Source organism: Paenibacillus sp. J22FR21 (assembly GCF_056269135.1).
Genome location: NZ_JBWDNJ010000008.1, coordinates 50,317 through 74,022, shown reverse-complemented (window position 1 = coordinate 74,022; position 23,706 = coordinate 50,317). Strand labels below are relative to the sequence as shown.

Below are 23,706 nucleotides of genomic sequence, written 5' to 3'. Positions count from 1 at the left end.
ATCACCGGGCTCTGTTTTTTTAATTTCTGCTTATTCCCCAATAGCGCGAGCATAAGCGACGATCGGCGGCTCTCCGAAAGCATCCGCGTAGTCCTCGCCTAACCATACGCCGAAGCTGGTCTGCCGGTTGAATCCGAGGCTCCGATAATACTCCGCGTCTTGACGGATGACCTCTTCGTAGAAAGGCAATGCCTTCATCGGCTTGGTCCAGTTTAGAAACCTGGAATTATCCATCCAGTATTCCAGAATTTGAGCGCCATCCTGTCCGAATAGCTGCAGCAGACCAGGCAGGTGCTCGAGCTCTTTATAGTTCTCAGGGCAATCCGGATCATGGATTGGACGGGCTGAATTCCGATAGATAGGCGCATACTCCAGGAAGATTCCTTCGTCTGGCTGTACCTTCACCGGCGCTTGGATCGTGTCTTGATAGGCCAGATAGCAGTGCTCAGCCGATGGATCGAAGCGCCGAATCCCCCGCAGGATATGATTATAGAAAATCATCGCCTGGTCGGAGGTAGACAACGTGCGGCATTCCTCGCAGTGGCAAGCACTGTTCGTCACATCGTCGATCCAGAAGTAGTATCGCCCCGATAATGTAGGCAAAGCACGAGCCAGCTCTTCTGACCGCGTCTCCAAGAATTCGATTGCCTCCTTGTTGGAAGCACACAAGTTAAAGTCCGGATTGCGACTTCCTGACTCGTCCAGACGGAACCAGTCGGAATGCTCGGAGAAGAGTGCTCGCGGAACAAGCCATGACATGGCGTGGGATTCGAACTCGAGATCCACATTCAGCTCCTTCATCCGTTCAACGAACTGCTCAAAAACCGGCGTTTTCACGAAATCCAGCATATTCTCAAGCTCCTCAAGCGCTCCCGCTCCCCAGCCCGGATGGATGCCCACCAGATTAAGGCCCGAACGGGCAATCAGGTCCGCCCAATAAGGGCCAACCTCCTCGGGTAGAATAAGTATGCCGCGTTTATCTGCTTTCATGTTAGTTGTCTCCTCTTAGGCTGTTAGAATTTATCCGCCGTATACCAGAAGATAGGAAGCGGAAACCATCCGGCAGGCACGTTTGCTCTCGAATAACGACCTTGCGGAGTAAGGAGAAGCGTCTGCGCCTGCTTCTTATCCAGCTGATCTGCGCCGGGCTTAGCCGACCGTTCCACCGTCACGCCGTTCTCATCTACGCGAGCGGTAACAGGCTGGCCATCCAGCACAGCGGAGAACTCACCCGGCGGAAGTCCATTCGTCCGATGAGCAAGCGTTAGATACGCTTCAAGCACACGGGCAAAATCGATGATATGGTACATATCTGATGTACCTATCGCGTAATTTTCTGCAAAGCTGCTCAGGCTTGCATTCAACTCCGTCTCATACTCCGGTACGAATACAGCTATCCATTCCTGACCTGCATGAGCCAAATAACCTTTGATCGCACGCGGAACGTCGTTCACATTCTCCATCGCGAGCTCCGTTATTTCATTGCCCGCTTTATTGACGACCATATAGCCAATTAACTTGTCCCCATCCAACACACCGATCGCTCGCTGCTCGAGTCCATTCAGTATGTGCGACATGTGCTGCTCGTCACGGTGAACGAATGCAGGCCGAGCATCGTTCAGCTTACGCGCGTAGGCCGCTGCGCCCTCGACTTCGAACAACGGAGGGAATGACAGCCCGTTCACATTCACATCGCGCAAGGCATGACGGCAATTGACCTCGCCCACCGAATACTTGATTTTCACCCCACCGAGGGTAAAATCAAAATACTCGTACCGCTGTCGCTGACCATATAGAACAACCATATCGTACAATTCAGGCGCTTCTTCCAGCCACTTGTTCATGAGCACCTTCATATGCCCTTCCCCGCGCGCTCGCGGGTGCACCGACACAATCCCTAAGTACCCGACGCGCAGCTCAACACCGCTTACGTTCATCGGCTCCGGGTAAATGGCTACCTGTGCGCGCAGCCGTCCCTGCTCATCCGCGGCCACCATATGGATCGATGATGAATCAATGTCCTTGTTGTACACTTTGGGCAGCACGGTTTCTACATCAATTTTGAAGGCGTAATTGGCTAAATCGATATAGGCCTCACGCTCATCCGGTCTTGCCTTTCTATATTCCAGCATGATCATAACTCCCTTTATATAAGGATTCGGTTCATCACTTCAAGCTCAGGCTTCTGTCTACAAACTACTTCCCATTATACCGAAAAACGAATCCCCCAAGACGAGTCGCTTCATATTGCAGTACTTTCGACAAATCCTTCATGGCTCCTCTAACAATCAGTAGACTTCACGTACGACTTTAGCAACAATGAATTGACAAAACCATAAAAAAACACCGCCAAGCGCAGAGCTCTGGCGATGTATTTGGCTTACAGCCTATTAACCAAGCGAGCTCCTGCCCCGGCAGTCTAAGCTCTGCGTGCCGTCGATTCTCTCACAATCAGCTCCGGCTCGATCTGCATCGTCACGCTGCGTTTGGCAGGTTCGTTAATCACGTTCAGAAGCAGCTCCACAGCTGCGTGCCCGATCCGATCCGCCGGTTGCCGAACTGTCGTCAGCCGCGGATGAAATTCGGAGGCCAGAATCTGGTCGTCGAAGCCGACGAGCGACACATCCTCGGGTATGCGAATGCCCGAGGTCATACAAGCGTTAAGAACACCTACCGCGATGTAATCATCCGAAGCGAAGATCGCGGACGGCAGGCGCCTTTCGTCAATCCACTGCTTCGCAATGCGATAGCCGGTAGGAATTTGGAAGCCGCCGCGCTCAATCCCGTAAGGCTGCAAACCCGCTTCTTCGAGTGCGAAGCGGAATCCCCGTTCTCGTTCCCTGCTGCTGAGGAAGGAATCCGGCCCCGAAATATGCGCGATTTCCGTATGCCCAAGATCAATTAAGTGCTTCGTCGCTTCGTAGCCGCCTTTGAAGTTATCTACGATAATCGAAGTCACGGAAGGATTGCGCTGCGAGTTATCGATCATAATAAACGGGATTTTCTTCTTCTTCAGTTCCATCACATACTCGTCTTCATCAACGGGAGACAGCAAGATGACCCCATCTACGCGATCTTCCTGAAACAAGGAACGATGAAACGTATCTTCGTAGCCATTCGAGATGGACAACGCGAGAAAATATCCGTGCTCCGCCAACCGATCGTTGATTTCCTTGACCACGGCATCCAAGAAAGAATCATGAAGCGTCGTCAGCATCAAGCCGATAATGCCCGTTTTTCCTCTGGCTAGACTACGTGCCGATGCGTTCGGATGGTAATCGAGTTCCTTCATCGCTTGAAGCACTTTCTCCCTGTTGTTTTGACGCACGGATGATGAGTTATTTAATACCCTCGAAACCGTAACTACGGACAAGCCTGATTTCTTCGCAACATCAAAGATACTGACTTTCATCGTTATATCGCTCCTATACGAATAAAAAATGACTGCCCTTACCGTATCATAGTTGGAGCCAAGAGCAAACTAAGACGCGCGCGCGGAAGACGATTGCTTTTCCGCCGGAAACTAGCAGCCGCGCGTCTCTTGATTTACTTGTTGACGCGTTCCAGCAGCTTCGTCAGCTTCTCCTGGATTCTTGGAAGCGCGACTTCGACCTTCTCATCCCCGTTCTCAACGCCAGCCAGCTCGTTAATGAAGAGTTCGTTGATCTGCGAGTAGTTCGAAATCAAGTGATTATAAGATTCGAAGCCGTATTTGTATGCACCTTCGAACACCTGCTTAATTTGAGCCGGATCGATGCCTTCAAAATTATTGTAATACGTCTCCGCCGCCGCTTGGTTGACCGGAGGATTGCCGCCGCTCAGCTCAATCGACTTCTTCTGTACGTCTGTCGTAATCAAGTATTTGATCCATTCCAGCGCTTCTTTGGGGTGCTTGGAATCTTTAAGCACGAAGAGCGGATCCACGTACAGAACGCTTCTCACATTCTCATTCGGACCTTGCGGAACCGCCGCAACGCCGACCTTGAAGTTAAAATCACTGGATGCCGCCAAGCTCCAGGAGCCTACGACGGACATGGCGATTTTGCCGGAGAGGAACGGATCGCCGAATTGGCCGGAAACCGACTTCGAGAATGCAGGTGTCGGAGAAACCTTTTGATCCCAGATAAGACCGTAGATTTTCTTATAAGCTTCAATAACGTCCGGCTCCGTCAGGTTGATCTTAGAAGGCTTGCCGCCATTGGTCCACGTATCGTCGGAGTAGACTTGACCTCCGAAATAAGAAGGCCTTTGGTCGCGCTCACCGAACCCGAAGTCCACTCCGTATTGCGCCTCGGCCAAGTCCTTCGAATCCACGGTCATTTTCTTCGCGTAATCCACCATCTTATCGAATGTCCAGCTCTTATCCTCGTAGTCCGTCGGAGGATACGCGAGACCGGCTTTGTCGAACAGGTCCTTATTGTACAGCATGACCGTCACGTAACTATTCAGCGGGATTCCGTAAGTCTTGCCGTCCACCTTGTAGATGTTCATGACATCATCCGGAATATTGTAGTCGGATGCCTTGAAATCAGCGAGATAAGGCGTCATATCCATCAGCATTCCTTTGTTGTAGTACTCCATGAATCCGCCATACCCCCAATGGGAAGTGACGTCCGGAGAGTTCTTGGCCGCTATGGACGATTGAAGCTTGGAGTCGAATTGTTCATACGGCGCTTTGGTCACTTTAATCTTAATGTTCGGATGGGTTTTCTCGAAATCCGGGATTAGCTTCTCCACGAAGGTGCGATCCGGCGAATCGATGGTATAATGCGTGATCGTGACAACATCCCCGTCTTTACCGCCTCCATCTGAACATCCCGCAGCAACCAACCCAACTAATCCGAACGTCAGCGTCAAGCTAAGCATCGTCTTTCCAATCTTTGCGCTCATGCAAATCCCCCTCGTTAATAGTAGTGACGGACTATGTGAACAACTACTTAATACCGGTAAGAACGATCCCTTGTACGAAACGTCTTTGCGCTACTGCGAACAGAGCAACAATCGGAAGGACCGACAGCAGCGAGGCCGCCATCATCAGATTCCACGGAGCAATGCGGAATTTCGAGGACATCATCGCCGCCATCCCGATCGGAAGCGTGAAATTCTCCTGCGAATCCAAGTACAGCACAGGTGTGAGGAGGTCATTCCAGCTCCAGAGAAAAGAGAAGATCGCCACAGTCGCTAATACCGGACCTGCTAACGGGAGCGTTAAGCTCCAATAGAGCTGTATCTCTCTGCAACCGTCGATTCTGCCCGCATCGTAAAGCTCATTAGGCAGTGTCGTGAAGAATTGCTTCAACAGAAAAATCATATATGCCGATGCGAAGAAGGAAGGCAGAATGAGCGGCAGCAAGGAATCATGAAGCCCCAGCTTCGTAAAGAGCAGAAACTGCGGAATCATAATCGCCGGATACGGCAGCATCAGCGTGCTGAGCACGAGCATGAACAGAAATTGGCTTCCCCTTGCCCGGTACCGAGTAAAGCCGAAAGCGACGAACGAAGAAGAATATACCGTTCCAATAACCGTCAACACAGCCACAATCACGCTGTTTATGTACTGCCGCCCGAACTTGATCTCCGAGTTCACGAACAGTTCTTTGAAGTTCTCCCAAGCGAAGTGCTCCGGAATGAAGGACGGCGGATACACGAACATTTCCTTCGTCGTCTTGAGCGATGTCGATAACATGAACCAGAACGGCATAATCATGGCGACGGTAACGAGCAATAGAATGAGAAATCCGATGACTTGGAGCAAATCGACCTTCTTGGCAATCCCACTCATTGCGGGGTTCCCCCTTCGTAATGCACGTATCGTTTGGACAGCTTCATAATAAAGAACGTAATGACTGTAACTGCAATCAGCAGTATCCAGGACATGGCTGAGGCGTAACCGTAGCGGAAGTTTTTGAAGGCGTTAATGTAGATGTTGTAGACGTAAAACCAAGTGGAATAGTTCGGCCCGCCTTGGGTAATCGTGTATGCTTGCGTGAACACTTGAAAGGAGTCAATTAATCCGATGATGAGCTGAAAGAGGATAACGGGAGAGATAAGCGGCAATGTGACGTTCCAGAACGACCTCAGCCTTCCGGCTCCATCAAGCTTCGCCGCCTCGAGTAAATGTGCCGGCACGCCTTGCAAACCAGCTAAGAAGATAAGCATCCCCCCGCCTAAACCCCAGAAGGACATGATAATGAAGGCCCACATCGCGTATTTCTCATCGAGGAACCAGTTGATCTGATCGACGCCGAACATGGATAAGAAGTAATTGAACAGACCGGCTTGCGGGTTAAATACCCAGAACCAGAGGAGGGCCATCGACACCCCTGAGATCATGCTCGGAAAATACATCGCCGTCCGGAACAAACCACGGAACGGAATTCTCTGATTGATTAGAATTGCGAAGATCAGGGAGAGGACAAGTGTCAAAGGAACACTGATGAAGGTATACCGCAGCGTGACCTCGATGGAGTTCCAGAACAAATCGTCGTGGAACATCTCGTTGTAGTTGCCAAACCCGATAAATTCCGGCGCATGAATGATGTCATACTCCGTGAAGCTGTAATACAAGGAAGCGAGTACCGGAAACAAAGCGAATACGATAAATCCAATCAGCCACGGAGACACGAACAAGTAAAATAATCTTCCCTCGCGGCGGCTTGCCCTGGTTGACTTCACGCCACCAATCCCCCTTCGATTGCCAAATCGACCAGCGCCGGAATGACGCACTCAAAGTTTAATCGCTTTAACTTTAGAAATAAAAAAATAAATATAACACAGCTTGTTAAGTGAAAATTAAAGCGATTAAACTTTACACAATTATTATAAATGGAAATATAAGCATTTGACAAGGACAATTATTAGGCGCGCCGGGTGCTACACAAAACATTTACAAATCTATGATTTCTCGAAAACATACAACTTGTACTCTACTTGTAGACACGTTGAACTTCATAGGAGGGTATATAAAAATGAAACATACTTCGAAACTCACAACAGCGGTTTTATCCGCATCTTTGCTTGTAGGTGCCATTGTTGCTCCTGCATCCAGCTTCGCAGCAGCGCCAATCGCCAAGAAACCGGGTGCTTTCACGCAAGCCAGCGTGGAGCGCACGGCACAAGGTAAATTAATCGTACGTTGGAAAGCTGACGCCGATCTAGGCGCAGCCAAAGTATACTGGAGCACTTCCCCGGACAACATCGAGCAGAACGGTAAATTGCTGGCTAAGACTTACTCGGCATATAACGGATTTGTAACCGAAGATCCTAAACCGGGTTCCCGCATTTACTTCCTTGTCAAAGGCGGCAACAGCTCGACGATCGAGACGGCTGAACGCAAAGTAAACCTGCAAGGCGCATTTAACTTCCGCGACCTCGGCGGCTACAAAACGGCAGACGGCAAAACGGTAAAGTGGGGCAAGCTGTTCCGCGGCGAAGAGCTTGGCCATCTGACGGATGCAGATATTAAGACCATTCAAGAGATGGGTATCAAAACTAACGTCGACTACCGTACCGATGCGGAAGTTAAAGCTGTTCCAGATCCGGTAATGGCAGGCATCAACAACATTCGTACGGATGCAGGCAACGCAGGTTCGACTGCTGATATGAATGCGATGATTGCTTCCGGCATGATGAAGGACGCCGCATCCGCCGTTCAAATGATGGTTGGCTTCAACAAACAAATGGTTGATGCTCCGAAATTTTACGTGCAATTGATGGATCTTCTTAACGATCCGAAGAACGTCGCTCTCTTGCAGCACTGCACAGCCGGTAAAGACCGTACAGGTCTAGGTTCCGCTATCATTCTTCTGACACTTGGCGTTGATGAGAAAACCGTAATGGACGACTACCTGCTCAGCGACTTTTACCGTGCAGAAGCTAACAAGAAGATGATCGATGGCGTGAAACAACAAGTGAAAGACGAGAACATTGTTGCTGCCATTACTGCACTGATGGGCGTACAGCAAGAATTCCTTCAAGCTGCTATTGATGAGATGAAAGCAAAGTACGGCTCCATCGATGCATTCCTGGAGACCGGCCTTGGCATCACGAAAGAAGAGCGCGCTAAGCTGAAAGCGATGTACACGGAGTAATCTTATAGCAAGGAGTCGCCCCCGGTTGTGGGGCGACTCCTTTTTCAACTAGGTTTCGGCGCTGTCAGTTTGCAGACCGCCTCTTGCATGTCATAATATACAGAGGAGTGCAAGAGAGAGAGGAACGTGTAATGATGGCGAATTCGACACTGATTGATACCGCGTACGACTATATGAATACCCAAATTCGAACCGGTGAGTTCATGCCAGGTTCACTTCTGTCTGAGAACGAATTGTCTGAAACCCTGAACATGAGTCGTACGCCCATCCGCGCGGCCATTTCTCGTCTTGAGCATGAAGGACTGCTCATTACGCTTAAGAATAGAGGCGTACTCGTCAAGGAGATCTCCATGAAAGAGGTCATTGACACCATGGAGGTTCTGTACCTGTTTCAACTGCAGGCCATCACCCTATTGAAAGATGGTGTAGTAGAGCCGGATTTCAAGAATCTGCAGGAGCATCTGAACCGTTCCATCCAGGCCGAGCAGGATAATGATTATACGCAGTACCTTGTGAGCTCTATGAAATTCTCCGAATGCTTGCTCAATGTCATGAACAACGGCGTCATTGCGAAGATCGTCGATGCCGGAGTCAAACAAATGATTCTCTTCGCCACCATTAACTTCAAATTAACACCTCACGAGCCGCACTATTCCGCCAACCGATTGAATCAATCCATTTACGATACAATTCTGGCAGGTGACTACGATCGATTCCGCGAGATCGCCAACCAGTCCTACGCCCATAACCGGCAGCGCATGCTGCGCATGTCGAGATTATAGAATAACAACAAGGGCTTCCTTTGCGGGAAGCTCTTTTGTATTCCATAGACCACCGATTCTGCCCACGCAACCTCATCAAAATATCCTTATTTTTCTTAATAGATGCGTTATAATTTAATCTATGTATCTGCCATTACTCAATATATAAAAGGAGGAGCTCCCCTTGATTCGTAAGATGCTTCCGTATGCCATTGGACTTATGAGCCTCTCTTATATTTTCATCATTCCTGACGAGCCCGAAGGTATTAAGCTGGTTTTCAAGCTGATTCCTATGATTCTTATCCTGACGTATGCCTTCATGCTCTGCCCGACTTCTCGGCAGCCGAAACATTCGCTGCTCTTGCTCGGTTTGCTCTTCTCGATGTGCGGTGACGGATTAATGAAATGGTTCGTTGCCGGTCTCTCTGCCTTTCTGATCGGACATCTGTTCTACACCGCATCCTTCATCCGGCGAATGCGGTTCACTTGGCCGCGCGCCGCGACCCTCATTCCAATTGCTATCTATGCCGGATATATGAGTATACGGCTGGTGCATGCCCTTCAAGCCAGCGGGCAGAGCGGACTCATCGCGCCTGTTCTTCTCTATGTAACGGTTATCTCCTTAATGGCCTGGACGGCGATTCTAACAGGGAATGTTTACGCTATAATCGGGTCACTGCTCTTCTTAGCCTCCGACTCCCTTCTGTCTTGGAATATGTTTGTTTCGGACATTTCCCACCCCGATATTTGGATCATGGTCACCTACTATGCGGCCCAATTGTTCATTGCCAATAGCTTAAAGGAATCATCAACTTCGGTTTCTACCACTCCACATTTTCCTGCAAAATATTAATTGTTTTAAGAGTATGTTCTCGTTCCTTAATAGACATAATTATAGTAGAATCGAACATATGATCTACTATTTTGCTAGGAGAGGATGACTGCTACACATGGAACTCCCTGTAACAAATAGTCCTTCAACTGAACCTAAGCCCTCAATGGGCTCCATGCTCAGAAACCGATTTATTCAAGCGATCCTATCAGCAGGCGTATTCATGCAAATCGGCATTTGGGTGCGTAACTTCGCAGTGCTCTTGTTTGTGGTCGAAATGACCGATGGGGACGCGCTTGCCGTCTCGTTGGTCTCGGTAGCGGAGTTCGCGCCTATTTTTGTTTTCTCCTTCATTGGCGGCGCATTTGCTGATCGATGGAAGCCTAAGCAGACAATGGTATTATGCGACCTGCTTAGCGCAATATCGATCTTCGTTATTTTGCTCACCTTGCTTTATGGCTCTTGGCAGGCCATATTCTTCGCGACGTTCGTCTCGGCGATTCTATCGCAGTTCTCTCAACCTTCCAGTATGAAGTTATTTAAGCTGCATGTACCGGGCGAGCAAATGCAGGCCGGCATGGCTTTGTTCCAGACGATGATGGCCGTATTCATGATTTTGGGTCCAATTCTGGGCACATTCGTATTCGAACAATTGAACATCCACTGGTCGATGGGCATCGTCTGCGCCATGTTCCTCATCTCTGCCGCCGTACTTACGCTGCTGCCGCCGGACAGAGACGAAGAGAAAATCGATAAAGGGACTTCGATTTGGACGGAGATGAAGATGGGGCTCGACTACGTTCTTCATCGCAAAGCGCTCGTCGCTTTAGGCGGCTCTTTCCTCGCTGCGGGACTTGGCATCGGCGTCATTCATACGCTTGCCGTCTTTCTTATTACCGAGCAGCTCGGCTTGCCGAAGGGCAATCTACAATGGCTCTTCGCGGCCAACGGCGCGGCGATGCTTGTCGGCGGAGGATTATCGATGGTGTTCTCGAACAAAGTTGCGCCGCAAACGCTTGTTTTATGGGGCATGCTTGTCTCCGGAATTGGCGTATCGATTATGGGATTCTCCGAGATGTTCTGGCTCACGCTGGCGATGGAAGCCATGATCGGTTTCTTCATGCCAGCCTTACAGATCGGCATTAATACGCTAATTCTGAACAAGACGGAGGAATCATTCGTCGGGCGTGTGAACGGTATTCTGACGCCTATGTTCATGGGCGCCATGGTGGTTACCATGAGCATCTCCGGTTTCCTGAAGGACAGCTTATCGCTCTCTTGGACCTATCAATGCTCTGCTGCGATGTTTCTAATCGGCATCGTGTTTCTCCTGCCAATTTACCGAATCAAGGATCCGGTTCCGGTTCCCGTTGCGGTGGAAGCGCAGTAACTCAATTAAAGGGGCTGTCCCAGAAGGGGTTTCTTCAATAAGAAATTACTTCCTTAGGAGTAGCTTAAAACTAAGAAATGGCGCCACAGGTCACTGATCTGTGGCGCCATTTCTCGACTCATTGCGCGTACAGTCTTACACTGGCCAAGGGCCTATGTTGCAGCAATGGCAACCTTGCATATGCTTTACCGCTCAGTCCGTGTGCATCATCCAGTGCGGTTTTTGACTTCGTATCACACGAATTTATGCGATTTTAAGTTGGTTTTAAGGCTACTGGTATATGATCGCTTCAATACACTCTTATTCCAGAAGGCAAGTGAAAATCTGTGAGCAACGAAGTCTTATTCTCCTCCTTTCCTACCCTGTATACGGAACGGTTAGTTCTACGACAAATGAATGCCGCGGATGCCGGTGAGATCTATGCTTTTTATTCCGACCCTCTTGTCACGAAACATTTAGATTGGTCCGGCCCCTCTTCCATTGAGCATTCCAGATTGCTGATCGACTCATGGAATCAAGCCTTTGAAGCCAACAAGCTGCTCCCTTGGGGAATATCCCTTAGCAGTTCTACGCAATTTGTAGGTACGCTAATGCTCATGCCTACCAGAGGTCATTTTAATGAAGCTCCTTTCTTCCCCCTTACCCTCGGATTCGACTTGAAGCCTGAGTATTGGAACAAAGGTATAATGTCTGAAGCGCTGCGATCCGTTCTAGACTTCAACCGGAAGCATATCGGTCACCATAGAATTCAAGCTGAAGTCCTCCCTGATAATGCGGCCTCGCTAAAGGTATTAAAGAAACTCGGCTTTCAGGAAGAAGGTCTATTACGACAGTATTTGTTGCACGATGTTACGAAAACCTTCCTTGACGTGATTATGCTTGCTTTATTGTTAAGTTGAATGCATGGATGCAGACAATAGAAAAGGCCTCACCATCCCTAGGACAGTGAGGCCTTCTATCATGCTCTCTTAATGCATCATCACGGGAGCATTGACTTGATCCGTTGTTTCGCCTTCCACCGCCTTCGGCTTACGAAGCAGAATGGCCAATAAGGCGCCGGCCGTAGCGATACATCCGGCGATGAAGAACGTATCTCCGAAAGCGGCGACGAGCGAGACAGCCGCATCACCTTTGCTTGCGGTCATATGATCCGTCACTCGCGTACTCAGGTAACTGGCCAATCCCGCAACCGCGAAAGACACCACGACTTGTTGGGCAGCAGACGTAAGCGGCGTTACCCGGCCTACTAGATGGCGAGGCGCTGCTTTCAAGATGTGCGTATTCACCGGCATCATCGACAGTCCCATGCCTACGCCCATAATCATCGTTGCTATGATTACGAAGCCTGAGCCGGAATCCGCTTGAATTTGCGACATATAGAACATGCCTGCCGCAACAAAGGCGACCCCGACCACACAAACGGCGCGAGCGCCGAATTTATCGAACAGTTTACCGCCAATAGGCATAAACAATCCTGTCATCGCGACTTGCGGCAGGATCATAAACCCGGTTTTGAGCGGCTCATAATGAAACACTTGCTGCATGTACATCGGCACGAACAAGAAGGAGCCGAATAAGGCCATGAACATGAGCCAAGACGTGACCATGCCGACTGTGAAGTCCGCGGATTTGAACGCGCGAAGCTCCAGTAACGGTTGTTTATGGCGAAGCTCGACAATAATGAATAACACCAAAGCTACGAAGCCCACAATTAAGCCGACAATTGTTTTAGTAGAACCCCAATCTTTGCCGCCTTCACTAACCGCGTAAGATAACGTAGCGAATGCGATCGGTGCAAGGAGCATGCCCCATATATCGAGTTCCGGTACGGTTTTGCGTTCTACTCTCGGCAAGTACTTAAGGCCGACTAAGATGGCAATAATACCGATTGGCAAATTGATCAGGAAGATCCAGTGCCAAGTCGCGTATTCCAGCAAATAACCGCCCAATACCGGTCCAAGCGCGGGTCCCAGCATCATCGGAATGCCGAGCATGCCCATGACTGCACCCTGCTTGTTAGGAGGAGCGAGCTTGAATATAATCGCCATCCCGATCGGCTGCACCATGCCTCCGCCGATTCCCTGAATAACGCGATAGGCAATCAGCTGTTCAGGCGTTGTGGCAAAGGAACAAAGAAGAGACCCTGCCGCGAACAAGAAAATCGTGATCAGAAAAATTTGTTTGGCGCCGAATCGATCGGTCAACCAGCCGGCCAGCGGAATAACCGCGGAAAGTGCCAGCGTATAAGCCGTAATGGACCATTGCATCGTATTGACGGACGACTTGAAATCATCCATTAAAGTCGGCAAAGCAATGTTCATAACCGTACTGTCGAGTATAACCATAATCATCCCGACAACGATTGCCATTAGCGGACCCATAATCGCTTTCATCGAGAACGGCGCTTCCTCAGTGGCAGCAACTGCATTCGAATAGTTAGACAACTTATCCCCTCATTTCCTTAAAGTCTTACCAATAAACGGTACTATTATTGGGCAAATATTGCAATCGCCCAAACAACATTTATTGTTAAATTTTAGTTGCACATAAAAAAGAACCCGCTACCCGCAGGTTCATTAAAGCCCCGTTCCGGACATCAGGCAATTTCGCCGATATCGTGTTGGCCGACAATGAGCTTCACCGGTTCCAAGTATACCCTGGTAACCACCGGTTGCGTAATCAGATCAAGCTCGATATCCGCGATTTTATAACGAGCGATTTTGCCTTCCCTTTTATCGTAGACAACGCTAAATTCCTTCAATCCCAGTTGGTGAATCAGGATAGAGGAACCGATCGACAATGCTGCCGTCTCGTACTCCCCATGCTCGAATAACACTTCCGAGATAATTTCATCATCCATATCCACGATTTTCACTTGCTGGCAGAACTGGTAGTGCATTGACGAATCTCTCCTTCCATTCGTAGATGTCGATGTGCCTGTGCATATCGTTAGTACCATTCTCCTCTATTATCGGTTGGTTCCTTCTAAAATTGAAATTCAATGTGGTACGAATCCAAGCCGGCGTTTTGTGATTCCCTGCACCACTATGCTACAATACTGAGATTAATGTAATTACACATAAGCGAGGTCTTATCGACAGCTATGCTAATCATCGGAATTGCAGGCGGCACGGGATCGGGCAAAACAACGGTCGCACGCTCGGTCATCGAACATCACGGGTCTGATAAAGTGACCTTTATATCGCAAGACAACTATTACAAAGATCATCCCCATCTTACGATGGCCGAACGCGAGCAGTTGAACTATGATCATCCGCTCGTATTCGAGAACGAGCTGCTGGTCGAGCATTTGAAGCTGCTGAAGGCCGGACAGACAGCCTATGCGCCGGTCTATGATTTCACGATGCATGCCCGCTTCAAGGATCAAACCGAGAAGCTCATGCCATACAACATCGTCATTATTGAAGGGCTTCACGTACTATCTGACGAGAATCTGCGTGCAATGCTCGATATCAAGGTGTTCGTCGACACCGATCCGGACGTTCGCATTCTGCGCCGGGTATTGCGCGACATGGAAGAGCGCGGCCGGTCGATTCAATCCGTCCACGATCAATACTTGCAGACCGTCAAGCCCATGCACGAAGCCTTCATTGAACCGTCCAAGAAATACGCCGACATCATCATCCCCGAAGGCGGGCAGAATGAAGTGGGCATCCGGCTGCTTTCCATATTGACGGAGAAATACTTAGGCGAGAAACGCATAATCGAATAGGTGAGCATAACAAATACATCGCCCGGGCGCAGCCCAAGGCGATGTATTTGTTTCATTTCGCTTCTTATCTGAGACGAGTCAGCGCTAACTTCATTTTCTCGATGTAGGCGGCTTCCCCGCCGGTACACATGAACGTCACATGCCCGCTCCCCAAGCCTGTTTCAATGCCATAGCGATTTAATAACGCCGACAACCTTCTGACCGTACCAGCGTTTCCGTTGACGATCTCGATATGGGGCGGCAATAGGTCGCGGAGAATATCCGTATAGAACGGATAATGTGTGCAGCCTAACACGATAATGCCGTACTGGTTAAGATCATAGGGGGCAAGCTTGCCTCGAAAGTACTCACCCATAACATTCCTATCGAATTGAAGGGATTCGCAGTACTGGACAAGCTCCGGCAACGGCAATGAGTCCACGATGCCATCTTGATCCACGCGGGATACGAGCGCATAGTATTTCGGCATCTGCAGCGTAAGAGGCGTAGCGAAAACGAGTACTCTCTTACCGGTTGCGCGGTTCATCTCTACGGCCGGTTTGACGGCAGGCTCCATGCCGATAATCGGAAAGGAGTACCGCTCTCTCAGCTCGTTTATCGCAATGCTTGTCGCCGTGTTGCAAGCAATAACAAGCGCATCGATGCCATGCTGAATCATCTTCTCCACAGCTTCAAAGACGAAGGTCTGCACGTCTTCCTTCGATTTGGTCCCGTAAGGGACATGTGTAGTATCTGCCATATAGAGATAATCCTCAGCAGGGAGCAGCCTGAGCGATTCGGCCAATACCGTAAGCCCGCCAATTCCGGAATCAAAAAAACCGAGTTTCATAGGGAATCAATTCCTATCAAATGTTGTAGTCATAGTCATACCTACAGCATAGCGCGATTGAAGTCCTCAGGGCAAGAACAGACATTTCGTCATTGTTGGCTTCACGTAAAAAAACCTTTGGTCATATAACTTATACGACCAAAGGTTTCCATTTTCATAGACTCATATAGATGAACAATTACTCTGTAGCAAAGTCCGTACCTTTTGCCGATGGATTTTTCTCGACAGAAACGACTTCCCCGGTTTCGGCGTTTACGGTTGCAACGTAAATATCGTTCCACTTGATGTCGAGTTCTTTACCCGCAAGCAAATCGCGCTTCGCTTTGATTTTCTCTTCATCCGTGTAGGTGTATTTTTGATTTTCGAAGGCTACAAAATAGAACTTTCCTTCCATGCCTTCGCGGGTGCCCACACTATAGGAAATGTCCATGCCGCTTAAGGATACGTTAAATTTATCTTGAACCGCTTGCTCCGCGGTCACAACGGCTATCTTTTCGTGCACCGGCACATTTTCAACTTTATTGACGCCCGGCTGCTGATGTTTACCGGTTACCTTCACCTGCTCCGCATGATCGAATGTAGAAGCATTTGCCGAAATAACGCCGTTTCCTGCAACCAACACGGTCGCTACTCCCAAAGTCATTGCTGCAGTGATAAACTTTTTATTCATTTTTGATTACCTCCAATAGTTTGTGGTGTTTCGTAGCTACAAACCAACTATAATGGAGCCGCGTTATAAACTAATCTTCAAGTTGTAACGGAGTTGTAAAATACACGGAGATCCTTGTATATTCATGTTCTTTGGAATCGATTTGAAGCTTTGCATGATGGAGCTGGGCAATCTGATTGCAGATCGATAGACCAAGCCCTAGCCCACCCAGTTCTTTTGAACGGGATCGGTCCACGACATAGAACGCTTCCGTAATTTTCGCAATGTCCTTCTCCGGTATGCCTCTTCCATAATCCAAGACTTCAAGCATTACGCCTTCGCCGTAAGTGCAGCTTCTCAATTGGATTTCCCCCTCGAACGAGGAAGCTTTGATGCTGTTTTCGACTAAGTTAATGAACAGAGAACGCAACAGTTCTTGATCGCCATAGACCTTGTCGGCAGAGCACTCTATTGTGACCTTCATCTGTTTTTGCTCCAGATGATGCCGCTCCATATTCACCACATAGGAAAACAGATTTTCGATATGAACGGGTTCTAAGGCTATCTCTCCGCTCTTCAAATACAGCAATTGCATCATTTTTCCCGAGAGAACATCCAGCCGCGCAATATGCTCGTGAATGTAGCGAACCGCCATTTTTCGTTCTTCCTCATTATGATTGGCATGATTCAAAAACTCGCTGTATCCTTTGATCGCCGTAATCGGTGTTTTCAGTTCATGAGTGAGGTTGTTGATGAATATCTCTTTGTCTTCACTCGTCTTATTGATCATTTCAATATGATTGGAAACGGCATCAGCCATCTTGTTGAAATCTTGCGCCAATTCCCCGATTTCGTCGTTTCCTCCAACTTTCACTCGTTGGTCATACGCTCCCGCGGCAATAGCCTTTACACCTTTGTTCAACCTGCGAATAGGCGCGGTTAATTGAAATAACAGAAAAATAAGCGCTGCCGATAAAATTACGGATATGACAGCACTCAATTGAATGAAATAGTGCCTTAAAGTAAAATGATAGTCCTGTAAATAATCCGATTTTCTTGAAATAATGAGCCTTAAATCCCGGACTTCCATTTTCCCGCCGACAAACAGCCACAGCTTATCATTCAACTTTCTGTAAACGAAGTGATATGGATTCCCATGCAGCTCCGCCCGCTCCCCTGCAAACTGATAGGCATTGGAGAAGATCAATTGGTCCGCTCGGTACACCTCCAGAAGGATATCCTCTTTATAATGATTAGCCGCAAAACTAGCAATTAACGTTTCATAGTCGATACTTCCCGTGCTTTTCGTATATGCGGAAAGGATATAGCTTAACGATTTCTCGATGCTCCCGTATTCGCTCATGCCTCTTGAAATATCCAATTGTTCGTTTAGGTCATAGCTCTTCTTGAGAAGCGCATAAGCTCCGAGGTCGAAGGCGATCAGAAATACAATCAACACGCTTAAGTACGTCTTCTGCCAAAATTTCACCTCTACACCTCTAGCCTGTAACCGTATTTATACACCGTCTTGATTCGGTTCTCCCAATTTAGTTTCTTTCTCAGCTTCTGAATATGCACGTCAACGGTTCTTGTTTCTCCATAGAAGTCGAAGCCCCAGGTTTGTTCAATAATTCTCTCGCGGGACAGCGCGATATTTTTATTTTGCACAAGAAGGTCCATTAATTGAAATTCCTTGTTCGTTAGTTCCACTTCTTGTCCTTGAACCGTCACAATATGCTTGTCCAAATCAACTATGGTGTCATCCAGCCTAAATTCGTTTGCGGTCTTCTGATTTCTTCTTAGAATGACATGGATACGTGCGATGAGTTCCACCGCTTCAAAAGGCTTAACGATATAATCTTCCGCTCCGGTCTCCAGGCCATGCACTTTATCCGAAACCGAATTTCTTGCCGTTAAGAAGATAACCGGCACGCCTCGTTTCGCAATATCCTGCATGATTTCAAAGCCGTCTCTGCCAGGCAGCATCACGTCCAGGATGATTAAATCGATTTGCGTCTCATTTATGGTTCGTAGAACTTGATCGCCACTGTACAGTTGGACATACTCATGCCCGACCATCTTTAAATTGACAGCTATCAAATCGTTTATTGCCTTCTCATCATCTACAATCAGGATTTTAGCCATAACCATACACCTCTACGCCATGATAGCAATTCTGAAATGGAAAGTTATCATAGAGTTGTAAAATTCTATTTCCCACAGCTTACCCCATGAAAGATTATCTATTCGATGAAGAGGAAATCTCCACTGCTGATTTAAGCCATAAAAAAACAGAGCGGACGGCATCCTTCTCGCCGAGCTCTGTGTTGAACTTCGCATTATAGCAGTATATTAGGGTTGGAGCAGCCAACGGTGAGCCTTAGCAAACAGTGGTCCCCACGTAGATTCGTGGTGCGTGCCGCCCGGAATATAGTCGAATTGAATTCGGTCTTCCGCTACCCCTGCTGCAATCAGCGTCTGTTGTGCCAGCATGACATGCTCATGAGCAATCCGATTAAAGTCCGGGTTGTCGGTCTCCAATTCGCCGATGCTCAGATAGACGCGAAGCGTGGGAGAGATAACCGACAGCCGGATCAATTCAATGATTGCGCCGTTGTCATGCCACATGACAAACGATAATCCTCCTACTCGGTCGAACTGGGCGGGATAACGGATAGCCGTGTAGAGCGAGATATACGCTCCGAACGAGCTCCCGCTAATCATCGTGTGCTCCGGTTCGGGGAGGGTCCGATAGTGACGATCTACATACGGCTTAAGTGTCTCCGCGAGGAATGCGGCGTAAGCTTCGCCTTTGCCTCCGAAGCCATATTCCGCGTTAATCGTGAAGTTATATTCATTGTTGCGCTGGTCGCCTCCATTATCGATTGCGACCACGATCGCTTCGATCTCCGGTTCATCAACTGCCAGCTGCTCCAATGTCTCATCGACTCCCCACTCGCTGCCCCATGACGTCGGTTGATTAAATACATTTTGACCGTCGTGCATATAAAGGACAGGATACCTGCGAGTGCCTTCGTTATAGTTTCTCGGCAAGTAAATCCACACTCTGCGTTCGGTCTGCAGTTGCGGAATCGGGAACGCTTCGATCACCCTCACATCACCGGTAATGGTATGGTTGGCGCCGTCTATCAGCACTTCTCTCCACGGCAAAGCAGTAGGATTCATCATCGTTTCCCCTCAGCGTGAATAAGCTTTAAACTTCGCGCATGATGGCGGCCAATCGGCACGACCATCGGGGAATCCGACACAGGGTCGCGAATGACCGCGCAGTCGAGGCCGAAGACATCTTGGATTAAGCCAGCCGTGATGACCTCAGACGGCTTGCCTTCCGCCACCAGCTTGCCTTCGCGAAGAGCGAAGATATAGTCCGCGTAACGGGCGGACAAGTTAATGTCGTGAAGCACCATGACGATCGTCGTGCCATGCTTGCGGTTGAGATCGGTCAACAAATCCAATATCTCGACCTGGTAGGTAATATCCAGGAACGTCGTCGGCTCATCGAGGAACAGAATGTCCGTCTGCTGCGCCAATGCCATGGCAATCCAGACACGCTGTCTCTGGCCGCCGGACAGCTCATCGATATTCCGGTCGCCCAAATCTGTAATCTTCATAATGTCCATCGCTTCGGCAACGGCTTCATAATCCTTCTTCGTCCATCCGCCGAGCCAGCCCTGGTGCGGGAACCGCCCTCGGCCAACCAAATCCGCGACGGTAATACCTTCCGGCACGATTGGAGATTGCGGCAATATGCCGAGAATCCGGGCGAGCGGCTTGGGAGAGAATTCGTTCAGCGGCTTGCCGTCCAGCGTGATTTGGCCGGATTCCGGTTTAATCAGCTTCGCCATGGTTTTCAGCAGCGTGGACTTCCCGCATGCGTTGGCTCCAATAATGACACTGATCTGATTGCTGGGAACAGCTAAGCTTACGCCATGGATAATCGTTTTGTTGTCATAACCCGCAACGGTTTGTTCAGCTTGGAACTGATGGCTGGGTTTCATGTTAGAAATCCCCCTTTCGGTTCATTCGAATAAGCAGGTAGATCAGATACGGCGCTCCGAGAATACCGGTGATGACGCCTACGGGAAACCGGGTCTCGAATGCATACTGGCCGATCAGATCAGCCCCTAGAACCAAGATAACGCCGACCAGACCGGCAGGAATAACGGTTGAGTAGCCGACGCCGACCAATCGCTTCGCGATCGGACCCGCCAGAAAAGCTACGAAAGCAATTGGGCCTGTCGTTGCGGTCGCAATGGCAATCAAGCAGACAGCGCTTAAGACCAGCAGAATGCGGGTTCTGTCCGTATGAATCCCTAGGGAAGAAGCCGATTGTTCGCCTAGCTCGAGCAGACTAAGACGCTTGCCCAATAGCATGATGATCGGCGTGCACACCAATACCGTAATCGCCAGCGGCGGGAGATCATCTAATTGCGTGCCGTTGAGGCTGCCGCTTAGCCAGCGGAATGCTGCAGGAACGTCGTATTCAGCACTAATCTTTAACAGGTAGGTAATAACGGATCCGAACATGGCATCAAGACCGATACCGATCAGAACAAGCCGCCCGATGGAGAATACTTTTCTGCGTGACAACAGATAGAGCAGCATCACCGAAGCTAAGCCTGCCAAGAACGCCGCAATGGAAACAACCGCTTCACTCGTATGAAGATAGATGATACAGAAGACGGCTGCGACGCTCGAACTTGACGTAATGCCCAGTACGTCCGGATTCGCAAGCGGATTCCGGAGCATCGTCTGAAACGTATTGCCTGCTAATCCGAAAGCAAATCCTGCTAACAATCCTGCCAGCATACGCGGTAACCGAATGGTCTCCATGGTGAAGGTCAACCCTTTGACCTCTCCTCCCAGTAGAACCCGCACGATGTCTTTGACCGGATAGATCGTATTGCCAAAATAGAGCATCGCGAAGCAAAGCAGGAAGGAAATGCCTCCGAGCAGGGAAGTAATCAGTACAAAGCGGCGGCGCCTTAGACGCCTGCCCGCCATAATGAGGTTAATCGTCGTCGTATTCATCATAAGGATCGCACTTTCGATCTAATCGCCAACAGGATGAGGATCGGGGCACCGACGAATGCGGTGACCATGCCGACCTCCAGCTCCCCGGGGCTTCCGAGGACTCTGCCGATAACGTCAGATATGGTTAAGATAACGGCGCCGGCCAAGGCCGACATCGGAATAAGATAACGTTGATCAGGTCCGATTAACAGACGGATGACGTGGGTCGCCAGCAGTCCAATGAATCCGATCGGACCGGCAAGCGCAGTGACGGTACCGCATAATAAGACGCCGGCTATCGACGCAACGAGTCGCAAAATGCCGGTTCGCACACCCAGTCCACTCGCTGCCTCGTCGCCAAGCGCCAACGCATTGAGAGCGGCAGCCGATGCGATTGCAATTAGCATGCCAACAATGAGAAAAGGTAAGAACGTCGTGATATCATGCCAATTCGCCGAGCCGACGCTGCCCATCTGCCAGAAACGAAACCGGTCCATGACTTCGGCACGCGGAATCATGATGGCGCTGATAAGCGAAGAAAGTGCGGCACTTGTAGCCGCACCCGCTAACACGAGCTTGATAGGCGTAGGTCCGCCACGCCCCAATGAACCGATGCCAAATACGAACACCGCAGTAATCGCCGCTCCTGCACAAGCAAGCCCAATATATTGGTTAGCCGTACTGATATGGAAGAACGCGATTCCGCTAACGACGAACAATGCCGCACCGGTATTGACCCCGAGTACGCTCGGATCGGCAATCGGATTGCGTGTGACCGCCTGCATGAGAGAACCTGCGATGCCGAGCGCCCCGCCGCAGCAGAGACTGAACACGGTTCGGGCGACGCGCTGGTGCATGATGCCGGCGCCGAATGAATCGGTGCCGCCGTTGAACAACCCGTCTATCATTTCCTTCATGCTGAGGACCCGAGAGCCGAATGCCAGAGACGCCAAGATGCATGCACCAAGCACGGCCAAGCCGATAATCAAGACGATCGCGAAGTGCTTAGGCACAGACGACTTTAGCGGCTTAGATACGGGGGAGATTAGATTAACCATTTGCCTTCTTGGCAGCCGCATCGATCAGTTTCAAGTATTCGTCAAGCGTGTAAGAGATGGACAGCGGATTCGGGTTGCCGGCAGCTGCAAGAGGCGTGTTGTCCTTGATCAGAACGACGGAGCCTTTAGCGATTGCAGGAATTTTGCCAAGCAACGGATCAGCTTGAAGCTTCTTCAACAGCGCTTCGTCTCCGTAAGTAACAATAATATCGGTATCGTTAAGGAGGTCGGCGTTCTCGGCGCTAAGCTCGAAATAAAAGCTGTCCTTGGACACTTTGCTGAGGACGGTGTCCGAGTATTTCATGCCGAGCTCAACTAAGAAGTCGCCGCGCGGATCTCCAGGTGCATAAATCGAAATTTTCGACAGGTCGTCCGGAGAAATGAATGCGAAGAGAGCATTCTTGCCTTGCATGTCCGGATAAGCGCTAGCTTTCTCTTTAATGACAGCTTCCGTATCTTTAATGAGCTGCTCGCCTTCTGCTTCCATGCCCATACCCATCGAATCGAACTTGATCATTTCTTGCCAGCTCGTAACCCAAGGGCTCTTCTGATAAGCAACTACCGGAGCGATCTTGCTCAAAGTTTCGTAGTCTTCCTTCGTCAGACCGGAATAAGCGGCCAGAATAACGTCAGGCTTCGCATCCGAGATCGCTTCGAAGTCAAGACCATCCGTATCTTGGAAAATGTTAGGGGATGTCGAACCAAGCTCGTCGAGCTTCTTCTTCGTCCAAGGCAACAAGCCGCTGCCGTCCGTAACGCCGTAGTTCGCCGCCGAGAATCCTACAGGTACAACGCCGAGTGCCAGTGCAACGTCTTGGTTCGCCCACGAAATTGTAGCGATACGTTCAGGCTTCTTCTCTAGTACCGTCTCACCGAATGCATGCTTAATGGTGATTGGATATTGTTGCGTTGCTTCTTCGGAAGCAGTCTCATTCGAAGCAGCCTCATTAGTTGCAGCGTTCGAGTTCGTTGTTGAGGAATTCGAGGAATTCGAGGAATTCGCTGCGTTACTGTTAGTATTGTTGTTGCTGCCACAGCCTGTCAGAGCGAGCATAAGCGTCAGTGATGCGAGAAGAGTAGACACTACAAATTTGCGTTTGGACTTCATTGGTACAACCCCATCCTGTCTTTTTATAATAATTGATAACGATTATCATTATTAGTATTGTAAGGTGGTTCGGAAGACCTGTCAATGGACGTTCACAGAATGTTCGAAGCTGACGATCCGATTACACTCGACCGTCTGCTCGACGAGATCGTTTCCGTAATGAGCAGCAAATCGTAAATGCTCAAAAACAAAGACCAGAACACCTAAAAGAGGCGTTCTGGT

23 protein-coding genes are annotated in these 23,706 nt (G+C 49.4%); 6 read left to right on the top strand and 17 right to left on the bottom strand.

What is annotated here, in order from left to right; translation table 11 throughout:
* Window positions 1-30: 30 nt before the first annotated feature.
* From AC0YNS_RS25265 to AC0YNS_RS25240, 6 genes are all read right to left on the bottom strand, one after another.
* Window positions 31-990 (bottom strand): DUF4838 domain-containing protein, encoded by a 960-nt coding sequence (locus AC0YNS_RS25265; RefSeq protein WP_475783702.1) that lies wholly within the window; start codon window positions 988-990, stop codon window positions 31-33.
* Window positions 991-1,013: 23 nt separating this feature from the next.
* Complete coding sequence (locus AC0YNS_RS25260; protein WP_475783701.1) at window positions 1,014-2,132, bottom strand: GNAT family N-acetyltransferase; 1,119 nt, start codon at window positions 2,130-2,132, stop codon at window positions 1,014-1,016.
* 287 nt (window positions 2,133-2,419) lie between these two features.
* The gene (locus AC0YNS_RS25255) at window positions 2,420-3,412 is read right to left on the bottom strand and encodes a LacI family DNA-binding transcriptional regulator (RefSeq protein WP_475783700.1); all 993 of its coding nucleotides are present in this window, start codon (window positions 3,410-3,412) and stop codon (window positions 2,420-2,422) included.
* Between the two features lie 134 nt (window positions 3,413-3,546).
* Window positions 3,547-4,890, bottom strand: a complete 1,344-nt coding sequence (locus tag AC0YNS_RS25250) for an ABC transporter substrate-binding protein (RefSeq protein ID WP_475783699.1) — start codon at window positions 4,888-4,890, stop codon at window positions 3,547-3,549.
* Window positions 4,891-4,933: 43 nt separating this feature from the next.
* Entirely contained in the window at window positions 4,934-5,782 is an 849-nt protein-coding gene (locus AC0YNS_RS25245) for a carbohydrate ABC transporter permease (protein WP_475783698.1), read from the bottom strand.
* On the bottom strand, window positions 5,779-6,675 hold the full coding sequence (locus AC0YNS_RS25240) for a carbohydrate ABC transporter permease (RefSeq protein ID WP_475783697.1): 897 nt from the start codon (window positions 6,673-6,675) through the stop codon (window positions 5,779-5,781). The genes AC0YNS_RS25245 and AC0YNS_RS25240 overlap by 4 nt, the downstream gene beginning before the upstream one ends.
* A 293-nt stretch (window positions 6,676-6,968) precedes the next feature.
* Between AC0YNS_RS25240 and AC0YNS_RS25235 the strand changes: the two genes are divergently transcribed.
* The 5 genes from AC0YNS_RS25235 to AC0YNS_RS25215 all read left to right on the top strand — a co-directional run bounded on the left by AC0YNS_RS25235 (window position 6,969) and on the right by AC0YNS_RS25215 (window position 11,972).
* Window positions 6,969-8,090 carry a tyrosine-protein phosphatase gene (locus AC0YNS_RS25235; RefSeq protein ID WP_475783696.1) on the top strand — a complete coding sequence of 374 codons (1,122 nt, stop codon included), beginning with the start codon at window positions 6,969-6,971 and terminating at the stop codon, window positions 8,088-8,090.
* 131 nt (window positions 8,091-8,221) lie between these two features.
* Window positions 8,222-8,872: a GntR family transcriptional regulator gene (locus tag AC0YNS_RS25230; RefSeq protein WP_475783695.1), complete on the top strand. Its 651-nt coding sequence runs from the start codon at window positions 8,222-8,224 to the stop codon at window positions 8,870-8,872.
* Between the two features lie 163 nt (window positions 8,873-9,035).
* Window positions 9,036-9,704, top strand: a complete 669-nt coding sequence (locus AC0YNS_RS25225; RefSeq protein ID WP_475783694.1) for a lysoplasmalogenase — start codon at window positions 9,036-9,038, stop codon at window positions 9,702-9,704.
* 97 nt (window positions 9,705-9,801) lie between these two features.
* Window positions 9,802-11,073 (top strand): MFS transporter, encoded by a 1,272-nt coding sequence (locus AC0YNS_RS25220; protein WP_475783693.1) that lies wholly within the window; start codon window positions 9,802-9,804, stop codon window positions 11,071-11,073.
* Between the two features lie 326 nt (window positions 11,074-11,399).
* Window positions 11,400-11,972, top strand: a complete 573-nt coding sequence (locus AC0YNS_RS25215) for a GNAT family N-acetyltransferase (RefSeq protein ID WP_475783692.1) — start codon at window positions 11,400-11,402, stop codon at window positions 11,970-11,972.
* 69 nt (window positions 11,973-12,041) lie between these two features.
* Here AC0YNS_RS25215 and AC0YNS_RS25210 read toward each other — a convergent pair whose 3' ends face one another.
* Window positions 12,042-13,517, bottom strand: coding sequence for a DHA2 family efflux MFS transporter permease subunit (locus tag AC0YNS_RS25210; protein WP_475783691.1), 1,476 nt, complete (start codon window positions 13,515-13,517; stop codon window positions 12,042-12,044).
* Window positions 13,518-13,669: 152 nt separating this feature from the next.
* A complete protein-coding gene (locus tag AC0YNS_RS25205; protein WP_475783690.1) occupies window positions 13,670-13,972 on the bottom strand; it encodes a hypothetical protein in 303 nt (100 codons plus the stop codon).
* Window positions 13,973-14,176: 204 nt separating this feature from the next.
* Between AC0YNS_RS25205 and udk the strand changes: the two genes are divergently transcribed.
* Entirely contained in the window at window positions 14,177-14,806 is a 630-nt protein-coding gene (gene udk / locus AC0YNS_RS25200; RefSeq protein WP_475783689.1) for a uridine kinase, read from the top strand.
* Window positions 14,807-14,870: 64 nt separating this feature from the next.
* Here the strand turns inward: udk and murI are convergent, their stop codons facing one another.
* From murI to AC0YNS_RS25155, 9 genes are all read right to left on the bottom strand, one after another.
* A complete protein-coding gene (murI, locus tag AC0YNS_RS25195) occupies window positions 14,871-15,635 on the bottom strand; it encodes a glutamate racemase (protein ID WP_475783688.1) in 765 nt (254 codons plus the stop codon).
* A 178-nt stretch (window positions 15,636-15,813) separates the two neighbouring features.
* Window positions 15,814-16,305 (bottom strand): hypothetical protein, encoded by a 492-nt coding sequence (locus tag AC0YNS_RS25190; RefSeq protein ID WP_475783687.1) that lies wholly within the window; start codon window positions 16,303-16,305, stop codon window positions 15,814-15,816.
* Window positions 16,306-16,375: 70 nt separating this feature from the next.
* Window positions 16,376-17,773, bottom strand: a complete 1,398-nt coding sequence (locus AC0YNS_RS25185; RefSeq protein ID WP_475783686.1) for a sensor histidine kinase — start codon at window positions 17,771-17,773, stop codon at window positions 16,376-16,378.
* A 2-nt stretch (window positions 17,774-17,775) separates the two neighbouring features.
* Window positions 17,776-18,429, bottom strand: a complete 654-nt coding sequence (locus AC0YNS_RS25180; RefSeq protein WP_475783685.1) for a response regulator transcription factor — start codon at window positions 18,427-18,429, stop codon at window positions 17,776-17,778.
* A gap of 207 nt (window positions 18,430-18,636) precedes the next feature.
* The gene (locus AC0YNS_RS25175) at window positions 18,637-19,473 is read right to left on the bottom strand and encodes an alpha/beta hydrolase (RefSeq protein WP_475783684.1); all 837 of its coding nucleotides are present in this window, start codon (window positions 19,471-19,473) and stop codon (window positions 18,637-18,639) included.
* The gene (locus AC0YNS_RS25170) at window positions 19,470-20,303 is read right to left on the bottom strand and encodes an ABC transporter ATP-binding protein (RefSeq protein WP_475783683.1); all 834 of its coding nucleotides are present in this window, start codon (window positions 20,301-20,303) and stop codon (window positions 19,470-19,472) included. The genes AC0YNS_RS25175 and AC0YNS_RS25170 overlap by 4 nt, the downstream gene beginning before the upstream one ends.
* 1 nt (window position 20,304) lies before the next feature.
* Complete coding sequence (locus tag AC0YNS_RS25165; protein WP_475783845.1) at window positions 20,305-21,336, bottom strand: FecCD family ABC transporter permease; 1,032 nt, start codon at window positions 21,334-21,336, stop codon at window positions 20,305-20,307.
* A complete protein-coding gene (locus AC0YNS_RS25160; RefSeq protein WP_475783682.1) occupies window positions 21,336-22,376 on the bottom strand; it encodes a FecCD family ABC transporter permease in 1,041 nt (346 codons plus the stop codon). Before AC0YNS_RS25160 ends, AC0YNS_RS25165 begins: the two co-directional genes overlap by 1 nt.
* Window positions 22,369-23,484: an iron-siderophore ABC transporter substrate-binding protein gene (locus AC0YNS_RS25155; RefSeq protein ID WP_475783681.1), complete on the bottom strand. Its 1,116-nt coding sequence runs from the start codon at window positions 23,482-23,484 to the stop codon at window positions 22,369-22,371. Before AC0YNS_RS25155 ends, AC0YNS_RS25160 begins: the two co-directional genes overlap by 8 nt.
* Between the last annotated feature and the right edge of the window lie 222 nt (window positions 23,485-23,706).

What these genes read in the sequence shown, in the direction of transcription:
- AC0YNS_RS25265 (WP_475783702.1), bottom strand. Translation starts at nt 990, where the DNA reads ATGAAAGCAGATAAACGCGGCATACTTATTCTACCCGAGGAGGTTGGC.
- AC0YNS_RS25260 (WP_475783701.1), bottom strand. Translation starts at nt 2,132, where the DNA reads ATGCTGGAATATAGAAAGGCAAGACCGGATGAGCGTGAGGCCTATATC.
- AC0YNS_RS25255 (WP_475783700.1), bottom strand. Translation starts at nt 3,412, where the DNA reads ATGAAAGTCAGTATCTTTGATGTTGCGAAGAAATCAGGCTTGTCCGTA.
- AC0YNS_RS25250 (WP_475783699.1), bottom strand. Translation starts at nt 4,890, where the DNA reads ATGAGCGCAAAGATTGGAAAGACGATGCTTAGCTTGACGCTGACGTTC.
- AC0YNS_RS25245 (WP_475783698.1), bottom strand. Translation starts at nt 5,782, where the DNA reads ATGAGTGGGATTGCCAAGAAGGTCGATTTGCTCCAAGTCATCGGATTT.
- AC0YNS_RS25235 (WP_475783696.1), top strand. Translation starts at nt 6,969, where the DNA reads ATGAAACATACTTCGAAACTCACAACAGCGGTTTTATCCGCATCTTTG.
- AC0YNS_RS25230 (WP_475783695.1), top strand. Translation starts at nt 8,222, where the DNA reads ATGATGGCGAATTCGACACTGATTGATACCGCGTACGACTATATGAAT.
- AC0YNS_RS25220 (WP_475783693.1), top strand. Translation starts at nt 9,802, where the DNA reads ATGGAACTCCCTGTAACAAATAGTCCTTCAACTGAACCTAAGCCCTCA.
- AC0YNS_RS25205 (WP_475783690.1), bottom strand. Translation starts at nt 13,972, where the DNA reads ATGCACTACCAGTTCTGCCAGCAAGTGAAAATCGTGGATATGGATGAT.
- udk (WP_475783689.1), top strand. Translation starts at nt 14,177, where the DNA reads ATGCTAATCATCGGAATTGCAGGCGGCACGGGATCGGGCAAAACAACG.
- murI (WP_475783688.1), bottom strand. Translation starts at nt 15,635, where the DNA reads ATGAAACTCGGTTTTTTTGATTCCGGAATTGGCGGGCTTACGGTATTG.
- AC0YNS_RS25190 (WP_475783687.1), bottom strand. Translation starts at nt 16,305, where the DNA reads ATGAATAAAAAGTTTATCACTGCAGCAATGACTTTGGGAGTAGCGACC.
- AC0YNS_RS25180 (WP_475783685.1), bottom strand. Translation starts at nt 18,429, where the DNA reads ATGGCTAAAATCCTGATTGTAGATGATGAGAAGGCAATAAACGATTTG.
- AC0YNS_RS25175 (WP_475783684.1), bottom strand. Translation starts at nt 19,473, where the DNA reads ATGATGAATCCTACTGCTTTGCCGTGGAGAGAAGTGCTGATAGACGGC.
- AC0YNS_RS25170 (WP_475783683.1), bottom strand. Translation starts at nt 20,303, where the DNA reads ATGAAACCCAGCCATCAGTTCCAAGCTGAACAAACCGTTGCGGGTTAT.
- AC0YNS_RS25165 (WP_475783845.1), bottom strand. Translation starts at nt 21,336, where the DNA reads ATGAATACGACGACGATTAACCTCATTATGGCGGGCAGGCGTCTAAGG.
- AC0YNS_RS25160 (WP_475783682.1), bottom strand. Translation starts at nt 22,376, where the DNA reads ATGGTTAATCTAATCTCCCCCGTATCTAAGCCGCTAAAGTCGTCTGTG.
- AC0YNS_RS25155 (WP_475783681.1), bottom strand. Translation starts at nt 23,484, where the DNA reads ATGAAGTCCAAACGCAAATTTGTAGTGTCTACTCTTCTCGCATCACTG.